Below are 21,487 nucleotides of genomic sequence, written 5' to 3'. Positions count from 1 at the left end.
GCCATGGATACAAACACCGAGCCCAGCGGCACCGATTCGCCGCTCACCACCAGCCTGATTGCCGATTACGTCCTCAAACCGGGCGTACCCGACGAGATGATTGCTGCCGATGGTTCGGTACGGCCGGGCTGGGCGGCGCTGATGGCGGCCTTTGATGCTCTGGGGCCAACCGAACTCGGCGCACGCTTTGAGCGCGCCGATCAATATTTGCGTGATGCCGGGGTATTTTATCGCAAGTATGATGGTGCCGAAGGCAAGGAACGCGCATGGCCCCTGGCCCACATTCCACTGCTGATCGATGAGGCCGAATGGGCAAAGATTTCCAATGGTCTGATCGAACGTGCCGAATTGCTTGAAACCGTCGTCGCCGACATTTACGGCGACAACAAATTTGTCGAGCGCGGCCTGCTGCCGCCTGAACTCATCGCCCGCAACGGCGAATTCTTGCGACCGATGATGGGGATCAAACCCGCCGACGGCCATTTTCTGCATTTTTGCGCTTTCGAGTTGGGTCGTGGCCCAAATGGTGATTGGTGGGTTCTGGGTGATCGCACCCAGGCGCCATCGGGCGCCGGATTCGCCCTCGAAAACCGCGTGGCCACGACCCGCGCCCTGTCCGACGTTTATGCAGGCATGAACGTACATCGACTTGCCGGGTTTTTCCGCAGCTTCCGCGATTCCCTGTTTGCCGATGCCCGCAAGGATGGCGGGCGCGTCGGCATCCTCACGCCGGGTCAGCACAACGAAACCTATTTCGAACACGCCTATATCGCCCGCTATCTTGGTTTCATGCTACTCGAAGGCGAAGATCTGACCATCGATAATGGCCAGGTCATGGTGCGCACTGTAGCTGGTCTCAAACCGGTCAGCGTGCTCTGGCGTCGTATGGACGCATCATTCGTCGATCCGCTGGAATTGCGTTCCGATAGTCGCATCGGCACTCCCGGAATGGTGGACGCTCTGCGCAACGGCTCCATCGCCATGATCAACGCTCTGGGCACCGGCATTCTTGAAACGCGCGCCTTGGCCGCATTCATGCCCCGGTTGGCCAAGGCCCTGCTCGACAGGCCCTTGGCACTGCCCGAAATCGCCACCTGGTGGTGCGGACAGCCATCGGAACGCGACTATGTCATCGACAATTTTGATAATTTGATGATTGGCCCGGCCTTTTCAACCAGCCTGCCGTTTGATGACCAGCGCGGTACCGCCCTGGGCTCGACCATTTCGCCTGAACACCGCGCCAACCTGATCGAACGCATCCGCACGCACGGCGCCGATTATGTCGGTCAGGAGCCTGTCCAGCTGTCGACCGCGCCCGTCTATGTCGATGGCAAGTTGCAGCCGCGCCCCATCACTTTGCGGGTTTATGCGGCGCGCACCGAAGCAGGATGGACCGTAATGCCCGGTGGCTTTGCCCGCGTCGGCTCAACCCTTGATACAGCCGCCATCGCCATGCAGCGCGGTGGTCAGGCCGCCGACGTCTGGGTGGTCAGCTCAAAGCCGGTCGATCCGATTTCGCTGTTACCCAAGGATGGCGACAAGCTGGAGCGCAATTCGCCCGGCAGCCTGCCTAGCCGCGCCGCCGACAATCTCATTTGGCTCGGGCGCTACGCCGAACGTTGCGAAGCTATTGTGCGCATCCTGCGCGCTTACAACGCCCGGTTAGCCGAACTCTCAAATCCTGACCTGCCGATCCTTCAGCATTGTCGCGATTATCTGGCTTCCATCGACGTCGACGCCGACGAACCTCTACCCGCAGGCCTTTTAGCCACCATCGACAGCGCCGTTCATAGCGCCAGCCAGATCCGCGACCGCTTTTCGCCAGACGGATGGCTGGCTCTTAACGACTTGCAAAAGAGCACCCGACGACTCGCCGAACGCGTTCGCGCCGGCGACGACGCCACCCGCGCCATGACGGTTATCCTGCGTAAACTCGCCGGCTTTTCCGGCCTCGTGCACGAAAACATGTATCGCTTTGTCGGCTGGCGGTTTCTGGAATTGGGCCGACGGCTTGAACGCGGCATCCAGATTGCCCGCATAACGGGTTGGCTGACCGACCCCGATGCACCCGATGGTTCGCTGGAAATGCTGCTTGAAATCGGCGACAGCGTCATGACCCATCGCCGCCGCTATTCAGTCAGCGCTGGCGCCCAAAGCGCCGTTGACCTGCTGGTGCTCGATCCGCTCAATCCGCGCTCGGTTCTGTTCCAATTGGCCGAACTCGGCAACCAGATTGAAATGCTGCCCGGCGGCAATGACAATGGCCAATTGTCACCCGCCGCCAAGGCGGCCTTGCAACTGCGCACTGAACTGGTCATCGCCGAACCTCAGGACATGCCGCCCGAGCGTCTGGAAACCCTTGCCAATGACATCGGTGCAGTCGCCGGGTTGATTGCCTCGGCCTACTTCGCATGACCGCCATGCTCTACGATATTCGCCTGCAGCTGAACTATGAATATGATTCCCCGGTTCAGGGCGGCCGCCACCTCATTCGCGTCCGCCCCGGCTCCATCCCCGGCGTGCAACGCGTCATTGCAGCGTCCCTCACCTGTGATCCACCACCCACGCAATCCAGCGCCTTCACCGATTTTTTCGGCAATGGCGTCACCACCATTGCCTATTCCGGCGCCCATGAGTACCTCGACGTCAAACTGACCGCCCGCGTCATGGTCGAACAGACCATGCCTCCTGCCGATCTGTCGCCGACGCTCATCGAACTCCGCACCGAAATGGCCGAGATCTGGTCAGTTGCCCCAGACAGCCCGCACCATTTTCTGGCGGTCTCGCGCCGCATTCCGTCCGATCCTGAAATCGCCACCTACGCCCGCCAGATCATGGCACCAGCATCCTCGGTGTTTGCCAAAGCCATGACGCTGTGCAATGCCATCAACGCCGATTTCGCGTATGACAGCGAGGCCACTGACGTTGAGACCTCGCCAGCAGAAGCCTTTGCCCTGAAAAAGGGGGTCTGCCAGGACTTTTCACAGGTCATGATTTCGGGCCTGCGCAGCCTCGGCATTCCCGCTGGCTATGTGTCAGGCTTCCTGCGCACCAATCCTCCGCCGGGCAAACCGCGCCTCGAAGGGGCCGACGCTATGCACGCCTGGGTGCGCGTCTGGTGCGGCCGCACCGCTGGCTGGATCGAGTTTGATCCAACCAATGCCATGCTCGCTGGCCCCGATCATATTACCATCGGGCACGGACGCGACTATGCCGACATCGCCCCAATCGTTGGCGTTCTCAAGACCAGCGGCAGCCAGGAAGCCAGCCAGTCGGTCGATGTTTTGCGGCTTGAATAGTGTTTTCCCAATAATCTGATAAAACTTGTCGGGAACCAAAATCATATCTTCGCCGTTCATTTGGCAAGCGCAACAACGCGCGGCCTGATGAACAACCAACGCTTGGTTTAACTGGAAAAGCGCCAGCGGAGAGAATGATGACCCAGTCTCGCATCGCTTCGATTGCCCTTTCAAACCGCCCATCAATGACCTCGATGATCCAGGGTTATGACGGCCAGATTCACTACGGCTATCTGCTGATGGGATTGGTGCCCGCATTGGCTTTGCTGAGCGCCGCAACTGCCATGCTGCTTGTCATTGGTTAAAAGCGAAAATTCAACGAACAATAATAAGGAATAGCGTCATGACGACAATCATCATCATTATCCTGATCCTCCTGTTGATCGGTGCCCTGCCAACCTGGGGCTATTCGCGGGGCTTTGGCTATTTCCCCTCAGGCATCCTCGGCACCATTTTGGTTATCGTGTTGATCCTGATGCTGCTTGGCCGCCTATAGGTCCAACAAACAGGCACGCTCGGCGGCGAGCCGATAAACCGCCAAGACGGTTGAGTGCCTCGCGGGTTCACGGTCGCCCCACTTTGAACCCGCACTTTTCACCCCGGCCTGTGCACTGCGCGCCGGGGTGAGTTTCTTATCTCGATTGTGCGATGCGCCTAGCCGCCGCCACTCGATTATTCGCCACCAACCTCAAAAAATGGGAGACCCCGATGGCCACCACCTCCGATCCCGCCACCAGCCGAGCCAAAGCCAAGGGCGCTCGCACTGATGCAACCGAACGCGAGCAGCATCTTGAAGATCAGATCACCCAGTTGCAGACCGATCTAAAAGAAATCGCCACCTCACTCACCCGCATCAGTGGCGACAAGGTTTCCGAGGCCCGCCATACCGCCAAGGCCGAATATTCCCAACTGCGTCGTCAGGGCCAGCACGTTGTTGAAGAAGTGCAGGACCAGGCCACCAACATCGAAAAGCAGCTTAAGGATACTATCCGGGACAAGCCCCTGACGGCCGTGGCCAGCGCTATTGGCATCGGCTTCATTCTGGCGCTGCTATCTCGGTCATAATCTATGCAAATCCTGGCCCCGCTGGCTGGCCTCTTGGGCATCCAGCTAGAAACCCTGACCGACAATGTAAAACGCACGCTGATCGTGGGCGTGCTGATTGGCCTGTTTGTCGCCATCGCCTTGGGCTTTGCGCTGGCAGCCGGCTACATTGCTTTGGCTGATAAATTCAGCCCCCTGACAGCGGCGCTCACCATCTCGGGCGGCGCGCTTATTCTGGCAATGGCTGTCTATCTTGGCAGTCTCATCGGGCAAGGTTCTCGCAAGCGTCAGGAAGCCGAGCGCCGCCGCTCGTCTGAATCAAGCGCCCTGATCACCAGCGCTGCCATTTCGGCTCTGCCCTTGCTTCTTAGATCATCTCTCGCTCGAAAAATCGGCTTCCCCCTCGCCGCCGTCGCCGCCATGTTCATCCTCGGCGACAGGAACGATGACGACGACTAAACCGGTGGTAGCGGAAGCCATATCCGCGCCGAAACCCCGGAGGGGTCAAATTTCAGCGTCACCTGACTATCCAAGATCTTGGCGAGGCTGCGCTCGATCAACTTGACCCCCAGTCCGCTGTCCTCGGGCGTAGAGACCTTGGGCCCGTTGCGTTCAGTCCAGATCATATCAATGCCGCGGTCAGCGCCTTCAATCACGCTCCACGTCAGTTCTACCTGCCCTCTTCCATCGGACCACGCCCCGTATTTACCGGCGTTCGTGGTCAACTCGTGCAGGATCAGCCCCAGCCCCAACGCATGGTCGGCCGGCAGAAAAATGTCTTCGCCTTCAACCCGCGCCTGACGCGGATTGATCAGGAAATCCGGCCCGAACTGCCCCCCGATCACTTCATAAAGCTGCACCCCGCTCCAATCGCGATCCGCCAGCAGCACATGCACTTCTGAAATCGTGCGCAACCGTCCCGAAAACGCATTGATGAACCCCTTCGGATCAGGGTTTTGCCGAATGGTCTGCCGCGCAACGGATTGGATCATTGCCAGCGTATTCTTGACCCGGTGGTTGAGCTCGCGCAGTAGCAGATGTGTTTGTTGGGCGGTTTTCTTGTTTTCGGTAACGTCAAGACTGACCCCCATCAGCGTCAACGGGGTGCCCTGTGCATCGCGCTGATAAACGCGGCCGCGCATGATCAACCAGCGGCCCGTCTCCAGCGCCCGCGCTTCGGTCTCATAGTCCACACCCTCCGAAAATGCCGCTGCTAGCGCCTGCCTCATCGTTTCGCGATCACGCGGATGGATCGCCTCGATTATCTGCTCGTTGGTGATCTCACCTTTGTCGGGCAGCCCGTGCATATGCCGAAATGTCTCGTTGCAGGTCACCGCGCCGCTCGGCACGTCCCAGACCCAACTCCCAACCTTGCCCGCCTCCAGCGTCAGCGCATGTCTCCATTCCTCCCGGATCAGCGCTGCGGACGTCTTGGCACGCACACGCGCCTCGTCTTTGAGCAAAAACAAAGTCGAAGCAACGTTAGCCAGGTCAATCAGCTGGTCAATCTGGGAGGGTTTGATGTCATGCCGCGGCGTCGTTGCCAGAACACACAGCGACCCAAGCCTTTGCCCGTGCACAATGATCGGCGCGCCAACGTAAAACCGTACATGCGGTGCGTTGACCACATACGGGTTTTTGGCAAACCGTTCATCAGCGCTCAGGTCGGGAACCAGCATATAGTCCTGCCCCGTCGCCGCAATCGTGTGGGCGCAGAACGAGGCATCGACCGGGCTTTGCTCAAGGTTGTCGACGCCAAAACAGGATTTAAAAAATTGCGTGTCTTTGTCTACCAGCGTCACCAGACCGAACTCGCAGTCCAGTATGTGCGCGGCCAATCGCGTCAGGCGATCAAAATCTGGATCAGCTCGGGACGGAAGGACTTCGAGGGCGTTAAGAACGTCCAGCCGTTCAATGTCTGCCACCGCGTCGAGAACTGTGTGAGGCAGTGGAATGTCAGGCTCTCTCACTCAATATCCAGTCAAATCAAATAGATCCCGAAGCAAACTCGGGTTGCATTCTATTCGCGCCAACGTTTCTGGTCCGATATGGTTGCAGATTCCCGTTAAAATTTCGCAACTCGGCCTGGGCCAGCAGCGGTTTCGGGCTTGGGCAGGATCACGCGCAGTGCCTTGTGGTGCAGCTTCAATATCACTTCGGGTGGCAACTTCATCAGCTCACCGTCGATGACCGCCTTTGCCGAACCGCGTTGGCGCGGAAACAACAGTCGCACTTCGTTCGACACTTTCTCCGAAACCATTGGGCTTGCCCGCCAGTGTCCCCGCAACACATCAAACGCCAGTTTAACTAACGCCCAGGTATTCATTGCAGCAGCAACATATACGCCCAGCACGCCGTCCTTCAGCCCGTCTGCGTGCGGCAGATGGCCTTCAGCCAGCAAATTGTTGGATACCGCAATCCCCGAAGCACGTCGTTTATCAATCGACCCACCGCAGTGAATTTCTACCGCAAAGTTCGGTGGTCGCGCGACAGTTGAACCAACGGCGCGAACACTGGCAAAAATTTTGCCGATCCGGCTACTGTAGGTCATGGTCTCTCGAATGCGCACCAGCCGCGCATGTAGACCGACACCGAACTGGTAGACAAAGGGGCGTTCATTGGCCGTTGCAATATCGACCTGCCCGACCGCCCCACCCGCCAGCGCTTCAAGCGCCATTTCAAGGTCCAGCGGCAAGCCAAGTGCCCGCGCGAACATATTCATGGTGCCAGCAGGCAGCACTGCCAAGGGCTTGCCGCTCGAAAAAGCGATTGCCGCTGCCGCTGAGATGGTGCCATCCCCACCACCTGCCAAAAAAACGTCGACATTGTCATCCTTGACCACCGCCTCCAATGCATCGGCGATTTCGGGGCCCGCGACAATACGACAGGAAAATTCGTGGCCGTGCCCAGCAAATATTGCCGCGGCCCTCGTACAGAAAGCGTCCAGATCCATGGTGCGCAACGTGCCACCATCGCGGTTCAGAATAGCCGCATAGCGCAAAAGCTCACCCCGTCGGTTAGCGGTTCATAACCTCACTATCGAATGAATGAACGCGCCAGCGGCCAAACAGTTCTAAACTGTGGGTGCCTCGGCCGCAATTTTGGGAAGTGGCACCCTGACCCGCAATCCGCCCAACTCGTTTTTCTCATATGCCGGCTTGCCGCCAAATTGTTGGGTCAATTGACGAACAATGACCGAGCCGAGGCCGCCATCATCCAGATTGGTCTTTTCGCTGGGCCCCATCCCGTCGTCACTCACCTCGAGCGTGGCAATTTTTGCCTCGTCTCGAAATAGCCTCACGCTGATCGTGCCCTTGCGACCCTCGGGAAAGGCATGCTTAAGCGCATTGGTCACCAATTCGCCTAATATGATGCCCAGCGTTGTGGCGTCGCGCGAACTGATCGAAATATCTTCAAAATCTTGCACGAACCTGACTGGGTCCGTCCCCTCATGCGTGGATTCCAGATCGTCCAGGACCGCATGCAAGAACTCGTCCGCCCGGGTCGTCTCCAGATCGTCGCCCAGCCGCAACCGGCGGTGCGACGAGGCAATGGCATGCACGCGCAATCGCGCCGCCTCCAGTGCATTCTTGACCTCGTCGGATGTGCTTCGCATCATCTGCAGGCCCAAAAGCGAGGAAACAGTGGCCAACGAATTGCCGATCCGGTGGTTGGTGTCCTTCAAAAGAGTTTCCACCCGTTCGCGCTCACGTTGCGCATGGGCCTGGGATTCTTCAAGTTCAGCGGTGCGCTCCAACACCCGCAGAGCGAGCGCTTCACGTTGGCTGTTGAGTTCGTTCTGGCTGCGCGTCAGCGCCGAAACCTGTCGCTCGGTCCGGTTGAACAACACGTAGGTCAGCGCCACCGCCCCCACCAATGCCGCCAGAATCGCAACCGTGATCCATAGGCGCGTCCCCGCTATCGCACTGTTACGCATCAGAAGATTCTTGTCCTCCTCAGCAATGAAGGCATTGAGCGTATTGCGCAAATCCTCCATCAGCCGCGCACCGCCGCCACCCTTGACGATCGATGTGGCCAGCGCCTCATGACTATTGGCCACCAAAGCCACCGTTGAGGCCATTTCGGCTATTTTGCCCTGAACCGCCTTGGCAACCCTATCCACGCGGGCGCTCTGTTCCGCGTCACCCGTTGCCATCTCCCGCAACGCCAGCAATCGCTCATCAATGGTGTGAACGGTCTTTTCGTATGGCAGCAAATAGGATTCGTCCTGCGTCAGCACGTACCCCAACTGGCCGCTTTCCGCGTCCACCAGTGCAATGGAAATGTCGCGCGCCGCTGTGCGCATGTCGAATGTGTGCTGCACATCCTTGAGCTGTCGGTCGACGCCTTGCGCCAACAGCAGCGCTGCACAGCCCGCAACAAATACCAGCGCCAGACTTGCCAGAATGGCAATCCGCCGCATCAGCAGCCGGTCGGCAACCATTTTTGTTTCGGTAGGGCCGGAGGCCTCAGTCATAGCGCTAATCTAGGCCCCATAGATACTGTTCGTGCCGCATTACTACAGGCAGCTAGCACCAAGTAGTGACCGCTTTTGGGCGGGCTTTCCAGTGCCAGATGCTTGATTGGCGGATATTTTTAGCGATTGCCAAGCGAAAGCGTAGTCGTCGTCACCTGGGTTGAGACCGCATCAGGTCCATAGTCAGCCTGACCGCCGACCTGCAATATCTCCTGTAGACGGATACGCGCCCGGCTGACCCGACTTTTCATCGTGCCCACCGCACATTCGCAGATCGCCGCAGAATCCTCATAGGAAAACCCCGATGCGCCGATAAGGATGATCGCTTCGCGCTGGTCATCGGGTAACTGGCTCAGGGCATTCTTGAAATCCTGCATGTCCATGGCACCATACTGGGCTGGGTGCACGGAAAGCCGTTCAGTAAATGCGCCATCGCTATCCTGAATTTCGCGGCCGCGCTTGCGCATCTGGCTGTAAAACTCATTGCGCAGGATGGTGAAAAGCCAGGCTTTTATATTGGTGCCCATTTCAAAACTGGACTGCTTGGCCCATGCTTTCATTACCGTGTCTTGCACCAGATCGTCGGCCTTGTCGTGCTTGCCAGTCAAAGAGACAGCAAATGCACGCAGGCTCGGCAGGGTCGCTAACATTTCTCGCTTGAATGAAGGCGCCTGCTCGTCATTGGCCCCTTTACTCATCATAGGCCTCATCTTTGCCGCGCTGGGTTTTTTCAGCGCTATCAAGTTTCTCGAGTAGGTCCAGCAGCTGGTCCGGCACACCCTCGTCCTGAACAGCACCATACAACGCACGCAGCCGTGCCCCGATGTCCGAGTTTGGTCCAAGACCGTCGTCGGTTTGCCCCTCGCCTATCCGTGTCCGCTGGTCACCCACTACGCTGTCCTTTATCATCATACAAAGTTCGCCAATTTGCCTAAGATCGCTTCAATCAATGATCTGCCGACAAAAAAGTTCCATCCTAACGGAACGGAATTGCCAATCCCGCGTTTGCAGCATTGTACCATAGCGTCACCTGGGGAGTATTGTTGATGACTTTATCTACGCGGATCGCACCGCACCTGCCATATTTGCGCCGGTTTTCCCGCGCCAGCACAGGCTCGCAAACCTCGGGCGACGCCTATGTTGCAGCGGTTCTCGAAGCGTTAATCGCCGATGTTTCCCTGTTCCCCGAAGCGTCCAATGATCGCATCTCGCTCTACAAGCTGTTTTCGACCATTTTTTCGTCCTCCAGCATTCGCGTTCCCGAGCCTGCTTCAAATTTTGCCTGGGAGCAACGCGCTGCAACCAATCTTGCAACCCTTTCTCCGCGCGCCCGACAGGCCTTTCTGCTCGTGGCTGTCGAAGGGTTCAGTCACTCCCAGGCCGCCGAGATATTGAGCGTGTCGAACCCGGAATTTTCAAAACTTCTCGACGACGCCTCGATGGAAATTTCGCGACAGGTCGCCACCGAAATCATGATCATCGAGGACGAACCGCTGATCGCCATGGATATCGAACAGCTGGTTGAAAGCCTTGGCCACAAGGTCGTCAGCGTTGCCCGTACCCATAAGGAAGCGGTGGCGCTTTTCGCACAGAGCCAACCCAAAATGATTCTTGCCGATATCCAGCTTGCTGACGGCAGTTCGGGCATCGACGCGGTCAACGATATTCTCAACGAACATTCGGTACCCGTCATCTTCATCACCGCATTCCCTGAGCGTCTTTTGACCGGCGAGCGCCCCGAGCCGACTTTTCTTGTGACCAAGCCGTTCAATCCGGACATGGTCAAAGCGTTGATCAGCCAGGCCCTGTTCTTTGAAGAGGGCTCTCGCGCCGCAGCGTGAGCCTATAGAAAATTGTGATCGGATTTGGCCCGGGCGACCGGGCCTTTTTTATCCATTTCGGGAACCCGACAACACCCAATTCGTTATATCTGCAGTTAGAACGGGAGAACTTCTATGCCCGATTTTGCTCTCGCATTTCTGGTCACGGCCTCGACATCTGGCATACCCAAATTGGTTTTTACCGCCGGTGCGAAGGCGAAATGAACCCGTGCCGAAGCCATTATTTCGTTCGGTCCAGTCTTAAGGGAATGCCATGGCTTCGCTTTCCGCCAACCTTGCCGATCATTTGGTATTGCGCACGTTAAAGACCGGCTTGGCGCAGGTTGGTGTTGCTACGTTACATCTGGGCATCGACGGGCGATACGATTTTGCCGACAATCTTCCCCCACAGTGGCCAAGCAAGGATTTGATCGGCAAAGCCGATCACGATATTTTACCTTCATCCATCGCCGCCCGCTTTGGCGACGCGCGTGAATTAGCGCTGCAAACCCGGGAATCCCAAATCGTCGAATTTGAACTCCCGACCGGCACGGGCCAACGTCGTTTTTTTGAAGCCCAGTTCACCATCGACAATGACGAGCAAAAATTTGCCGGCATTACCATCGTCCTTACCGATGTTACCGAACAACGCGCCCGCGATCTTGCCGTGGCCGGACTGATGCGCGAGGTCAGCCACCGTTCAAAAAATCTGCTGGCCATCGTTCAAAGTGTTGCCGCCCAAACTGCTCAGCACACCGGCAACATCGACGATTTTCTCAATCGTTTTCGCGGACGTCTGCAATCGCTCGCCAGCACCCAGGACATGGTCACCGACAGCAACTGGCGCGGCACCCTGTTTCAGTCCCTTGCCAGCACCCAGATTGCCCGGCTCGGGATCGCTGATCCCACCGTCATCCGCATCACTGGCGATAATCCCCTGCTCTCGCCAAACGCCGCGCTTCATATCGGGCTGGCCCTGCACGAGTTGGGCGTCAACGCAATCCTTTATGGCGCCCTTGCCGAAGAGGGTCGCGGCCAGATCTGGATCGATGCCAGGATCTGCGATCCCTATAGCGACAGCGATCCCGGCGCCCTCATTGTGCAGTGGCAGGAAACCGGCGGCATGCGTAATCTGCCCGTTTCAGCGCCTCGCTTCGGCACTGCTGTGGTCGAGCGTATCGTCCCGCTCTCGGTCGGCGGCCGTTCACAATATGAAATCAACAGCGATCTGGTCAGTTATCGACTGGTCGTCCCGCCCGACCAGTTTGAGGCGTAAGCGCCAACTGCTATCCGGCGCGCCTTGCCATCAGGACTGACTCAACTTCAGCGCGCACTTCGGCTTCCCTCGTCGGCACGTTGGCCAGCAGATAGCGAGGCATATCGATGCTGTCGAGCGGCGGCGAGAAATGGAAACCCTGTAACTGATGACAGGCAATGGTGGACAGGAAATCGGCCTGCTCGGCTGTCTCCACACCTTCAGCAGTAATCCGCAGATTGAGCGTTTTGCCCAGCGAAGCGATAGCCTTGAGAATGTCGCGGGCTGCCGGATCCTGGGACGAGGCATCGATAAACGACTTGTCGATCTTGATCTTGTCGAACGGAAATTTTAGCAGATAGCTGAGGCTGGAATAGCCGGTGCCAAAATCGTCCATGGCCAGGGTCACCCCTAGATCGCGAATTTCGGCCAGCTTGATGGTCACCTCTTCGGGATTTTCCATCAACAGACCTTCGGTAATCTCGATTTCCAGCCGGTTTGATTCAAGCCCGCTGTTGGCCAGTGCCTTTTTGACCACTTGAGCAATATCGGAAAGCCGAAAATGCTTGGCCGACATATTAACCGCAACCGTCATGCCGGTCGGCCAACTTGCCGCTGCACGGCACGCCTGCTCTATGGTCCAGTCGCCAATCTCAACAATCAGGCTGGACCGCTCCGCCAGGGGAATGAATTCTGCCGGCGGCACAAGACCCCGGATCGGATGGTTCCACCGAATTAGCGCCTCAAAGCCCATGGGCCGCCGATCAACAGCCGAAATCAGCGGCTGATAGTAAAGCTCAAGCTCCTTGTTCTTGAGCGCATCGCGCAATTCAACTTCCAGCATCCGCCGCTCGCGCGCATCGGAATCCATCTGGCTTTCAAAAAATCGGAACACCGAACGCCCGTCCGCCTTGGCCCGATAAAGCGCCAGATCGGCATTACGCAAAATCTGGTCCGGACGCGTCCCATTGATCGGCGCCATGGCAATGCCGACACTGATCCCGATATTGACCTCTTCATCCTCAATCTGGAACGTCTGATTGATCGAGTTGATTAGCCGCTGTGCCAGCGAAGCATTGCCCTCGGGGCTGCAATCATTAGGCAATATGATGGCGAACTCATCGCCCCCCAAACGCGCAACAATATCGGTGTCCCGCGCAGCGGCGGTAATGCGATGGGCCACCGCCGCCAATAGTTTATCGCCTACCATGTGGCCGCGACTGTCATTGACCGACTTGAATTGGTCCAGATCAAGAAACAGCACCGAGAACGGCGCGCCATAGCGCTCGAGCCGCGCCACACAATTATTGAGATGTTCGGTGAACCTGGTACGGTTGAGCAGCCCGGTCATCACATCATGATGGGCTAGCCTTGTAATGCGCTGTTCGGCAGCTTTGCGCGCCGAAATGTCCGCGACAGTCCCGATATAGCCCAGATAATTTTGGGCGTGATCAAATACCGGCTTGCCTGTCAGGCTCCACCAGCATTCGTGCCCACTGGCCAGGACCTGCAATTCGACATCCTGAAAGGTTGCGCGTTCTTTGCAGTCCATTTCGATCTGGGCCATGAATGGATCATTTTCTGGCGTAATGCAGCGCAGGAAATGCAGGAAATCAGCGCCCAGCAGATCGCTCTCGCTTACCCCGGTTGCGGCCGAAAAACCTACCGACAGCCGATCAATGCCGCCATCCTTGTCAAATCCCCAGATCCAGTTCGAAGCAGTCGATTCAAATTCGCGCAACAACAGGCCGATGATTTCGCCTTTTTCCTGAACCTGATTGAGCGAACCGCGATGCTCGACGAAATGGCGCGCATGACGAAGGCAGATGAGGATGGTGCAGCCCACAAGACTCAAGAGCAGGATGCCCCGCAGCCAGAAGTCATCTATTGCCTCGAGTTGCGGGCGCGCAAAAAGAGCACCGGCCAGGATCATCGTGACAAATCCGATGAGCGCTTGGGGATAGTTGATCAGGGCGACAAGCCCCACGAACAAGATTCCACCAATTCCCACAGTTGCGATCTGGCGTATCTGAACATACTCGGCAATCGGCAGAATGTGGAAGCCAATGCCCCACAGGGCTCCGCAAAGGACCGACACAACAACAACGGCACGCGATATTCGTTGCGCTGAATCTGCATCCAACTCGTCAATATTGCCGCGCCGCGCCAGATACACATGCAGAATTGGAATATTGAACAACCAAATAATGGCAGCCCAGGTCAGGATCGGTGCAAACGCCATCGAATCCCGGCAGACGATCACAAATATGGCTGAAACCAACGTTGAGGCACAAACCACGATCGGTAGAATCACCCACAGCGACGCCATCTGCTCTTCAAGGAGACGAGCGCGCACGTGCGGTTTAAGGTCTTCCGCGCCAATTGCCCGGTCGATCAAGTTATCAATTGTCATGCCAATCCGGGATATGGCGGTGGGTATATTGACTCTCATGAGACGAAATTGCCAGACAGCGATTAAGAATATGTATGCATGATTACGATCAGCAAATGTAAATAGATGGTTTAGCCCAGCAATAGCGCATTGTTAAGCATTCAGACCAATATACGAAGTTACCAAAAATAAACCTCAGCGCTTAAGTCGATTTTTAAAGTCAAGAACTAGATTGCTCTTCAGATGGCCAGAAAGGCCGCACATAATGGAGAGCGTCATGAACAAGAATGTTAGTCCCGTCCCTGAGAGTGTATTGACTGGTAGCCTGCGCGATTTCCGCGCCCCCGAAGGCGCAGATCTATTGGGTCGCGTTGCCCCGTTTTATGCTTGGCAGAATGACCGCCGTGACCATGGTCTATGGCCATACGCCCGCTCGACAGCCAGCGCCCCGAAGGCGCGTTGCGATGCGATGAGCGATTCCGGCGAACAGTTCAGCGGCATCAATTTCGCCAGTCAGGACTATTTGAGCCTGTCCTCGCACCCAGCAATCAAGCAGGCCGCAATCGATGCTATTGGTGAGTTTGGCGTCCATAGCGCGGGATCCGGTGCCCTTTTAGGCAATACTTCAAATTCTTTGCGTCTTGAAAACGCCCTGTCCGATTTCATGGGCGGGCGTGAAATTGTACTTTACCCCACTGGCTGGTCGGCCGGCTACGCTTCGGTGCAGGGCTTCGTCCGCGCCAATGACCATGTGGTGCTCGACATTTTGGCCCATTCCTGCCTGCAGGAAGGCTCGAAAGCGGCCACTCAGAATATCCATTATCACGGGCACCTCAATCTTGATGCCTTGACCCGCAAGCTTGAACGCATCCGGGCCAACGACACTCAAAACGGCATTCTCGTTGTTACCGAAAGCCTCTTTTCGATGCATTCGGATACACCGAACCTGGGCGCGATGCGTGCCATTTGCGATCAGTACAATGCAACCCTTCTCGTTGACTGCGCACATGACCTCGGCTCGATCGGCGATGATGGTCGGGGACATCTGGGATTGCAGGGTATGCTCAGCGCAGCCGACATCATTATCGGCAGCTTCTCAAAGACTTTTGCCTCAAATGGCGGTTTCATTGCCGTAAAAGAAAAAGCCACCGCTGAATATTTGAAATATTACAGCGCCACCCACACTTTTTCCAATGCGCTTTCCCCCGTTCAGGCGGCAACCGTATTGAAGGCACTTGAAATCGTACGCTCCAGCGAGGGCAAGTCGCTTCGCCGCAAACTCATGGACAATATTCTTTACCTGCGCGCCCAGATGGCCGCAGCAGGCCTCGAGACCATGGGTGATCCATCACCAATCGTGCCGGTTCGTATTGGCACCGAAGCCATGGGCCGCTTTGCCTCGCGTCATCTGGCAGCACTCGGCGGCATTGCCAATCTGGTCGAATATCCGGCCGTTCCGCAGGGCGGGGCACGGTTCCGCTTCCAGGTCATGGCGTCGCACAACCGGTCTGACATTGATCAGGTCGTCGAAATCCTCAGCAAGGCGATGCGCGATGCCGATCTTGAATACCGTTTGGGTCATGAGGGCGAGAACAACGAAGCGCGCGCCCGCACCACCGACTCACACGCAGCTTAGGGGGAACCGGACGTGTCTAATGCGCCAAAACTCCTTGCCGTTGACGATGACGCAGCATCAGCAGAGCTGATCGTGCGCGTCGCCGAACGGTGTGGCTATGAAGCCTTTGCAACATCAGACCCGCGCGGCGTTACCAACCTCGTCGCCGCGCTCAAACCTGACGTTATGGCGGTCGATTTGACGATGCCCCATATCGACGCATTCGAGCTGTTCCGATTGTTGGCTGAGCGCAATTACCCCGGCCAACTGATAATCGTTTCAGGCCAGGACGAAGCAACCCTGCAAACGGCACAACGCGCCGCCGAGGCCCTGGGGCTGAACCGGCCCCACATTCATCAGAAGCCCCTCAATTTCCAGGCTTTACGCCAGAACCTGGGGCAATATCTGAAGCTGGCAAAAGCCGGTTGATCAACGAGGTCTGACTAAAAAAGCCCGCCCGGTATTCCGGGCGGGCTTTGTGTTTTCCTTGAAAGAAGGTCGGCTAAGGGATCAGGCAGCGCCTTGTGCCGAGGCTGGCATCCTGTCTTTCAACACCAGTTCCAGCTTACCCAACAGCCGCGGCAAATCGACTGGTTTGGTGTCGAAGTCAACACAGCCCGCCGCCAATGCCTTGGCCCGGTCCGATTCAAAAGCACTCGCTGTCAAGGCAATGATGGGGATGCCTGCAGTTTCGGGAATCGCGCAAATCCGCCGCGTCGCCTCACAGCCATCCATTTCCCCCAGCCCGATATCCATCAGAATAACGTCAGGCATCAGTGCCTTGGCTTCGGCAATGCCACTAGGCCCGTCAACGGCAAACCGAATGGAAAAGCCGCGCCGCTCGAGCCGCCGTCCAAGGACGTCGCGATTGATCGGATTGTCTTCGACAATAAGTACCAGAGCCATATTTGTCGCTCCTTTCCAGACTAAATGTTAGGAGGCATGTGCCTCGCCCTGCGCAGCAGAAGGCCGCGCCGCCTTGATCCCGGCAATGGCCGCCTTGACCTTCGCCGCATCAAGCGGCTTCATCACAATACCGTCCGCTCCCGCCGAAATTGCCTTGGCGCGCTCGGACAATATGGAAATCATGAATACTGGGATGTCCGCAGTGGCCGGATCGCTGCGCAGCGCCGCCAAAACGTCCCATCCATCGAACCCTGGCATCAGGATGTCGAGAAAAACCGCATCTGGATGTACTGCGCGTGCAATCTGCAGTGCTGATTGCGGCGCATCGGTGCAAATCGGCTGGTAGCCCGCCTTGATGAACAGGCGTTCGGCCAGTTCCAGAAAATTGCGATCATCATCCACCAGCAAAACTCGCTTGCGCTTGTCATGGTTGCTCAAATGGCCGGTCAGTCCCGAGGCAGCTGTCTGCCGTTCGCGCTCATCTGCCTCCGCTTCGGCAACCATGGCATCCTGGGCCGCTTCGCTGTTGCCGCCAGATTGAGCATTGTCCTGCGCCAGCGACACCGTCTGAACCACCTTCGTCGGCAGCCGGATGGCAAAACGCGATCCTTTGCCCAACTCGCTGGAAATGTGAATTTCGCCGCCCATCAGACGGCACAAATTCTGGCTCAACGACAGTCCCAGGCCAGTGCCCCCATAGACTGCCGATATCTGCGAGCTGGCCTGAGCGAAATTGTTGAACAGTGCTTTTTGCTGTTCGGCAGAAATGCCGATTCCGGTATCGCGCACCGCAATTTCGACCCAGTCGCCATCAATTTCAGTCCGTCGCTCCACAGAAAGCGTGATGTGGCCGTTCTGCGTAAATTTTGCAGCGTTGGACAGAAGATTGAATACCGCCTGCCTGAGCTTTGTTGCATCGGCCCGGATCGTGCCCAGATCTTCGCCCCGCTCAACACTGAATGTATTGGTATTCTTGAATGCCAGCGGCCGCGCCGTCGCGTCGATTTCGTCGATCAACGTATCCAGATCAACCGACTCCAGATAAAGTGCCATCTTGCCCGCTTCGATCTTGGATATATCGAGAATATCATTGACCATGGCCAGCAGATGTTTGCCGGCGGCGCTGATCTTTTGCAAATCGGCAATCTGCTCGCCCCGCCCGTCCAACTCGGCATCTTCAAGTAGAATTTCCGAATATCCCAAAACCGCATTGAGCGGTGTGCGCAACTCGTGGCTCATCTTGGCCAAAAATTCTGACTTGGCGCCGTTGGCCCGTTCCGCCTCTTCCTTGGAGGTTGTTAGCATCTTGAGTGTCCCTTGATGCCGCTCGACTTCCTTGATCAATTCGGACTGGCTATCCACCACGCTCGAATAGTAGGCCGCCATCATGAACACATAGATGTTGGAGCCCAGCGCCGACAGGATCCCTGCCACCACCATTTTCTCAACCGGAATGTTCTCGGGAAAGCTCGACACAAGGTAAAAGCCGTAAAACGCGCCCAAACCTGCCGTAATCTGGACAAAAACGAAAATACGGGCTGCCCACGTCGACCCCAGATACATGAACGCCAGGAGCGGGGTCAGCACGAGCCACATCAGGAATGGCGAGGAAGTGCCACCATAGTGAAATGACCCCCACAACACAGCAAAGGTCAGGTTCAGCACGCTCGCCATGGCAAGCGGGGTGTAGGCGCGCGGAAACATCTTGACCAACAAAAGGAATGGCCAGAATCCAAAGATTGACAGCGCCAGGATCTGAACGTGCGGTGATGGATTGGGATCCGCGATCGACAAAAAGATCGGGATCGGTGCAGCAATGAACGGCCCGAACACATGGCTGACAATAAACATCTGCACCCGCTTGCGCGTATGCAAATCATGCAGCAACACCGCTGGCGTCAACCAGGTAATGAACCGCTGAAATAACGCCAATGCACTCATGGGCCCGCCTCGTGCCTGAATTCAGCATCTATTTGGCGGTAAATCCCGTAATGCTTGGTTAAGAGTGTCGAATTTTATTGAGTTTGCGCCTAATTCAACCCCAATTGCGCATGTTCAAGGACGTTGATCACCCCGCGCAGCTCGGCCAGCCCCTTCATCCGGCCAATCGTTGGATAGCCCGGTTGGGAGCGTCGACCCAGATCATCCAGAATATCCTGCCCATGGTCTGGCCGCATCGGAATGGTGTGATCGGCCCGCCCGGCCTTGCGTCGTCGGCGCTCCTCGCGCACAACTGCTGCAATCACCGCGACCATGTCGACATCGCCGCCCAAATGCTCGCTCTCGAAGAACGATCCCATGATATCGCCACTGTCGCGCCGCACATTGCGCAGGTGCAGAAAATGCACCTTGTCGCCCAGCCGCTCCATCATCCCGGGCAAATCATTGTCGGGTCGCACGCCCAATGAGCCCGTGCACAACGTCATCCCATTGGCCGCGCTGTCCACCGCTTGCAGAATGAAACGATAATCATCTTCGCTCGACATCACCCGCGGCAACCCCAACAATGAGAACGGGGGATCATCGGGGTGACAGCACAGCCGCACGCCCAGATCTTCCGCTGTGGGCACCACCGCTTCAAGAAAATCAACAAAATTGGCCCGCAGCCGATCCCGTGAAATCCCGTCATATTCAGCCAGATGCCCGCGCACATCGTCAAGCGACATGCTGTCGCTCGAACCCGGTAAACCCATGGTGACATTGCGCGTCAGCGTCTTTTTCTGTCCATCGTCCATGGCGGAAAATCGGCGTCCGGCTTCATCGGCAATGGCGTTGCTATAGTCGGCCCCTGCCCCGTGCCGTCCCAGCACATGAATGTCGAACGCGGCGAAATCGTTGATATCGAACCGCATGCATGAACCGCCGTTGGGCAGGTCCCAGCGCAGATTGGTCCGCGTCCAGTCGAGCACCGGCATGAAATTATAGCAAACAACCTCAAGCCCGCTCTCGGCGATATGGCGCAGCGAAATCTTGTAGTTTTCGATATGGGCGCGCCAGTCGCCCTTTTGCTTCTTGATGTCTTCGCTGACCGGCAGGCTCTCGACCACATCCCATGTCAGCCCCGACGCGGTACCATCCTTGCGCGCACCAATTTCGGCGTGCCGCGTGGCAACCTCTTCCGCGCTCCACACCACCCCGTTGGGTAAATGGTGCAAGGCACTGACGATACCCGCCGCCCCGGTCTGGATTACGTCATCAATACTGGCCAAATCCTTTGGCCCGAACCACCGCCAGGTCTGTCGCAACGTCTGTCCCCTAATCTTGTATGGTAGATCATTGCCACAATCGCGCCCGCCGATAAAGCATATTCGGGCCGCGCCCCTCAGCGCAAATCCTTGTCATAGACAAATTTGGGCATTTCCCACTTGAGAACTATCGCCAGAACCCGCAGCGAAAATCCCACCGCCATTGCCGCACTGATAACAAATTCGCTGTTGAACCCGAACTGCAGCCCGAAAAAGTAAATCGCCCCCGTCACAATCGAAACGGTCGCATATAACTCGCCGCTAAAAACCAGCGGCACATCATTGCACAGCACATCGCGCAATATTCCACCTACGATCCCGGTGATCATGCCAGCAACAATAACGATCAACGGCGGATGCCCCATCTCCAGCGCCACATTGCAGCCGATGATGGTAAAAACCACCAGCCCCAGCGCATCAAGCAGCAAGAACGGCCAATGCAATTTGTCGACCACGCGCGCAATCGCAATGGTGAACAGCGCGGCAGCGCAAACAAGCAGCAGTAAATAGGGGTTCCCGACCCATGTCAGCGGATAATGCCCCAGCAAGATGTCGCGAGCTGAACCGCCGCCTAGCGCTGTAACGCACGCCAGAACACACACCCCGAACCAGTCCATTTTTCGTCGCCCCGCGGCCAGTGCCGCTGTCATCGCCTCGACCACAAGGGCGACATAGAATATGAAACTGAGCATAAAACGGTCCTGCAAGGCGGGAGAAAATCGGGTTGCTCGCACTAGGGTACAGGAGCAGTATTTTGCGTCCATCCCCTCGGATCATTTCAATGCGAAAACCACAAAGCGTCAAAGCCCTTGAAGCCTTCGGACGAACCCGCCTGTCTCAGAGTTTTTTCATGCGCGATTTTCTGTTTTCCGAAATCGCCGCCATCAATGGCTTCTCCAATATTCCCGACGATCCCGACCTTGCTATCGCTGCCGGTACCGCACTCTGCGAAAATCTGCTGGAGCCGTTGCAAGCCCGCTTTGGCCGAATTTCAATCCGCTCAGCCTACCGCGCGCCCGACCTCAACCACTTCGGCAATCTTCAAAAGCTCAATTGCGCTGCCAATCACGCCAATCATGCTGGCCACATCTGGGATCGGCGCGACGAAAAAGGCAATATGGGGGCCTGCGCCTGCATCATCATCAATCGCGCCATCCCCTATTTCGACGAGACCGGCGATTGGGAAGCGCTCGCCTGGTGGGTACACGACAGTCTGCCCTACCATAGCATGCAGTTCTTTCCCCGCTATGCAGCCTTCAATCTGACCTGGCGCGAACGCCCGATACAGCAGATATACAGCTACATTCCGCCGCGCCGAGGCTGGCTCACCCGCCCCGGCATGGCCAATCACCCAAAGGGTCATGCCCCTGCTTACAAGGCTTTGCTAACTGCAATCGACAGGGCCTGACATCCGAAGGCCCAAGCAAAAAAGGG

The 21,487-nt window shown here is 57.0% G+C and carries 21 protein-coding genes; 11 read left to right on the top strand and 10 right to left on the bottom strand.

Annotation, left to right across the window (positions count from 1 at the left end; all coding sequences use genetic code 11):
* Positions 1-3 precede the first annotated feature (3 nt).
* The 6 genes from PSQ90_RS11975 (at position 4) to PSQ90_RS11950 (ending at position 4,802) form a co-directional block, all read left to right on the top strand.
* Positions 4-2,415, top strand: a complete 2,412-nt coding sequence (locus PSQ90_RS11975; protein ID WP_282210526.1) for a circularly permuted type 2 ATP-grasp protein — start codon at positions 4-6, stop codon at positions 2,413-2,415.
* 5 nt (positions 2,416-2,420) lie between these two features.
* A complete protein-coding gene (locus PSQ90_RS11970; protein WP_282213056.1) occupies positions 2,421-3,299 on the top strand; it encodes a transglutaminase family protein in 879 nt (292 codons plus the stop codon).
* 134 nt (positions 3,300-3,433) lie between these two features.
* On the top strand, positions 3,434-3,604 hold the full coding sequence (locus tag PSQ90_RS11965) for a hypothetical protein (protein ID WP_282210525.1): 171 nt from the start codon (positions 3,434-3,436) through the stop codon (positions 3,602-3,604).
* Positions 3,605-3,642: 38 nt separating this feature from the next.
* On the top strand, positions 3,643-3,795 hold the full coding sequence (locus PSQ90_RS11960; RefSeq protein ID WP_282210524.1) for a DUF3309 family protein: 153 nt from the start codon (positions 3,643-3,645) through the stop codon (positions 3,793-3,795).
* 212 nt (positions 3,796-4,007) lie between these two features.
* Positions 4,008-4,364 (top strand): DUF883 family protein, encoded by a 357-nt coding sequence (locus PSQ90_RS11955; RefSeq protein WP_282210523.1) that lies wholly within the window; start codon positions 4,008-4,010, stop codon positions 4,362-4,364.
* A 3-nt stretch (positions 4,365-4,367) separates the two neighbouring features.
* Entirely contained in the window at positions 4,368-4,802 is a 435-nt protein-coding gene (locus tag PSQ90_RS11950) for a hypothetical protein (RefSeq protein ID WP_282210522.1), read from the top strand.
* Here the strand turns inward: PSQ90_RS11950 and PSQ90_RS11945 are convergent.
* From PSQ90_RS11945 to PSQ90_RS11925, 5 genes are all read right to left on the bottom strand, one after another.
* Positions 4,799-6,313, bottom strand: coding sequence for an HWE histidine kinase domain-containing protein (locus PSQ90_RS11945; protein WP_282210521.1), 1,515 nt, complete (start codon positions 6,311-6,313; stop codon positions 4,799-4,801). The two genes, PSQ90_RS11950 and PSQ90_RS11945, sit on opposite strands and share 4 nt — an antisense overlap.
* A 95-nt stretch (positions 6,314-6,408) precedes the next feature.
* A complete protein-coding gene (locus tag PSQ90_RS11940) occupies positions 6,409-7,344 on the bottom strand; it encodes a diacylglycerol/lipid kinase family protein (protein WP_282210520.1) in 936 nt (311 codons plus the stop codon).
* Positions 7,345-7,416: 72 nt separating this feature from the next.
* The gene (locus tag PSQ90_RS11935; RefSeq protein ID WP_282210519.1) at positions 7,417-8,820 is read right to left on the bottom strand and encodes a sensor histidine kinase; all 1,404 of its coding nucleotides are present in this window, start codon (positions 8,818-8,820) and stop codon (positions 7,417-7,419) included.
* 119 nt (positions 8,821-8,939) lie between these two features.
* The gene (locus PSQ90_RS11930; protein WP_282210518.1) at positions 8,940-9,521 is read right to left on the bottom strand and encodes an RNA polymerase sigma factor; all 582 of its coding nucleotides are present in this window, start codon (positions 9,519-9,521) and stop codon (positions 8,940-8,942) included.
* Positions 9,511-9,732 (bottom strand): NepR family anti-sigma factor, encoded by a 222-nt coding sequence (locus PSQ90_RS11925; protein WP_407648117.1) that lies wholly within the window; start codon positions 9,730-9,732, stop codon positions 9,511-9,513. The genes PSQ90_RS11930 and PSQ90_RS11925 overlap by 11 nt, the downstream gene beginning before the upstream one ends.
* A 134-nt stretch (positions 9,733-9,866) precedes the next feature.
* Here PSQ90_RS11925 and PSQ90_RS11920 point away from each other — a divergent pair, with 134 nt between their 5' ends.
* Both PSQ90_RS11920 and PSQ90_RS11915 read left to right on the top strand, forming a co-directional pair.
* A complete protein-coding gene (locus tag PSQ90_RS11920; protein WP_282210517.1) occupies positions 9,867-10,661 on the top strand; it encodes a response regulator in 795 nt (264 codons plus the stop codon).
* 253 nt (positions 10,662-10,914) lie between these two features.
* A complete protein-coding gene (locus PSQ90_RS11915; RefSeq protein ID WP_282210516.1) occupies positions 10,915-11,916 on the top strand; it encodes a sensor histidine kinase in 1,002 nt (333 codons plus the stop codon).
* A 10-nt stretch (positions 11,917-11,926) separates the two neighbouring features.
* On the opposite strand, the gene PSQ90_RS11910 is transcribed toward PSQ90_RS11915, so the two are convergent.
* The gene (locus PSQ90_RS11910; protein WP_282210515.1) at positions 11,927-14,308 is read right to left on the bottom strand and encodes a putative bifunctional diguanylate cyclase/phosphodiesterase; all 2,382 of its coding nucleotides are present in this window, start codon (positions 14,306-14,308) and stop codon (positions 11,927-11,929) included.
* A 256-nt stretch (positions 14,309-14,564) separates the two neighbouring features.
* Here PSQ90_RS11910 and PSQ90_RS11905 point away from each other — a divergent pair, with 256 nt between their 5' ends.
* Complete coding sequence (locus tag PSQ90_RS11905; RefSeq protein ID WP_282210514.1) at positions 14,565-15,923, top strand: aminotransferase class I/II-fold pyridoxal phosphate-dependent enzyme; 1,359 nt, start codon at positions 14,565-14,567, stop codon at positions 15,921-15,923.
* A 12-nt stretch (positions 15,924-15,935) separates the two neighbouring features.
* Positions 15,936-16,331, top strand: coding sequence for a response regulator (locus PSQ90_RS11900; protein ID WP_282210513.1), 396 nt, complete (start codon positions 15,936-15,938; stop codon positions 16,329-16,331).
* Between the two features lie 81 nt (positions 16,332-16,412).
* Here the strand turns inward: PSQ90_RS11900 and PSQ90_RS11895 are convergent, their stop codons facing one another.
* The 4 genes from PSQ90_RS11895 to PSQ90_RS11880 form a co-directional block, all read right to left on the bottom strand.
* Complete coding sequence (locus PSQ90_RS11895) at positions 16,413-16,808, bottom strand: response regulator (protein ID WP_282210512.1); 396 nt, start codon at positions 16,806-16,808, stop codon at positions 16,413-16,415.
* Positions 16,809-16,835: 27 nt separating this feature from the next.
* On the bottom strand, positions 16,836-18,749 hold the full coding sequence (locus PSQ90_RS11890; protein WP_282210511.1) for an ATP-binding response regulator: 1,914 nt from the start codon (positions 18,747-18,749) through the stop codon (positions 16,836-16,838).
* A gap of 89 nt (positions 18,750-18,838) precedes the next feature.
* On the bottom strand, positions 18,839-20,053 hold the full coding sequence (gene uxuA / locus PSQ90_RS11885; RefSeq protein ID WP_282210510.1) for a mannonate dehydratase: 1,215 nt from the start codon (positions 20,051-20,053) through the stop codon (positions 18,839-18,841).
* 77 nt (positions 20,054-20,130) lie between these two features.
* Positions 20,131-20,745 (bottom strand): trimeric intracellular cation channel family protein, encoded by a 615-nt coding sequence (locus PSQ90_RS11880; protein WP_282210509.1) that lies wholly within the window; start codon positions 20,743-20,745, stop codon positions 20,131-20,133.
* A gap of 89 nt (positions 20,746-20,834) precedes the next feature.
* Here PSQ90_RS11880 and PSQ90_RS11875 point away from each other — a divergent pair, with 89 nt between their 5' ends.
* Complete coding sequence (locus tag PSQ90_RS11875; protein ID WP_282210508.1) at positions 20,835-21,461, top strand: hypothetical protein; 627 nt, start codon at positions 20,835-20,837, stop codon at positions 21,459-21,461.
* The last annotated feature ends 26 nt before the right edge of the window (positions 21,462-21,487 follow it).

The sequence above is a fragment of the Devosia rhodophyticola genome (assembly GCF_028816475.1).
Lineage (GTDB): Bacteria > Pseudomonadota > Alphaproteobacteria > Rhizobiales > Devosiaceae > Devosia > Devosia rhodophyticola.
The sequence above is the reverse complement of the archived record's forward strand: the minus strand, read 5'-3'. Positions and strand labels throughout refer to the sequence as shown.

Coding starts and splice junctions, on each gene's coding strand:
- PSQ90_RS11975 (WP_282210526.1), top strand. CDS start 4: ATGGATACAAACACCGAGCCCAGCGGCACCGATTCGCCGCTCACCACC.
- PSQ90_RS11970 (WP_282213056.1), top strand. CDS start 2,421: ATGCTCTACGATATTCGCCTGCAGCTGAACTATGAATATGATTCCCCG.
- PSQ90_RS11965 (WP_282210525.1), top strand. CDS start 3,434: ATGATGACCCAGTCTCGCATCGCTTCGATTGCCCTTTCAAACCGCCCA.
- PSQ90_RS11960 (WP_282210524.1), top strand. CDS start 3,643: ATGACGACAATCATCATCATTATCCTGATCCTCCTGTTGATCGGTGCC.
- PSQ90_RS11955 (WP_282210523.1), top strand. CDS start 4,008: ATGGCCACCACCTCCGATCCCGCCACCAGCCGAGCCAAAGCCAAGGGC.
- PSQ90_RS11950 (WP_282210522.1), top strand. CDS start 4,368: ATGCAAATCCTGGCCCCGCTGGCTGGCCTCTTGGGCATCCAGCTAGAA.
- PSQ90_RS11935 (WP_282210519.1), bottom strand. CDS start 8,820: ATGACTGAGGCCTCCGGCCCTACCGAAACAAAAATGGTTGCCGACCGG.
- PSQ90_RS11930 (WP_282210518.1), bottom strand. CDS start 9,521: ATGATGAGTAAAGGGGCCAATGACGAGCAGGCGCCTTCATTCAAGCGA.
- PSQ90_RS11925 (WP_407648117.1), bottom strand. CDS start 9,732: ATGATGATAAAGGACAGCGTAGTGGGTGACCAGCGGACACGGATAGGC.
- PSQ90_RS11920 (WP_282210517.1), top strand. CDS start 9,867: ATGACTTTATCTACGCGGATCGCACCGCACCTGCCATATTTGCGCCGG.
- PSQ90_RS11915 (WP_282210516.1), top strand. CDS start 10,915: ATGGCTTCGCTTTCCGCCAACCTTGCCGATCATTTGGTATTGCGCACG.
- PSQ90_RS11910 (WP_282210515.1), bottom strand. CDS start 14,308: ATGACAATTGATAACTTGATCGACCGGGCAATTGGCGCGGAAGACCTT.
- PSQ90_RS11905 (WP_282210514.1), top strand. CDS start 14,565: ATGAACAAGAATGTTAGTCCCGTCCCTGAGAGTGTATTGACTGGTAGC.
- PSQ90_RS11895 (WP_282210512.1), bottom strand. CDS start 16,808: ATGGCTCTGGTACTTATTGTCGAAGACAATCCGATCAATCGCGACGTC.
- PSQ90_RS11890 (WP_282210511.1), bottom strand. CDS start 18,749: ATGAGTGCATTGGCGTTATTTCAGCGGTTCATTACCTGGTTGACGCCA.
- PSQ90_RS11880 (WP_282210509.1), bottom strand. CDS start 20,745: ATGCTCAGTTTCATATTCTATGTCGCCCTTGTGGTCGAGGCGATGACA.
- PSQ90_RS11875 (WP_282210508.1), top strand. CDS start 20,835: ATGCGAAAACCACAAAGCGTCAAAGCCCTTGAAGCCTTCGGACGAACC.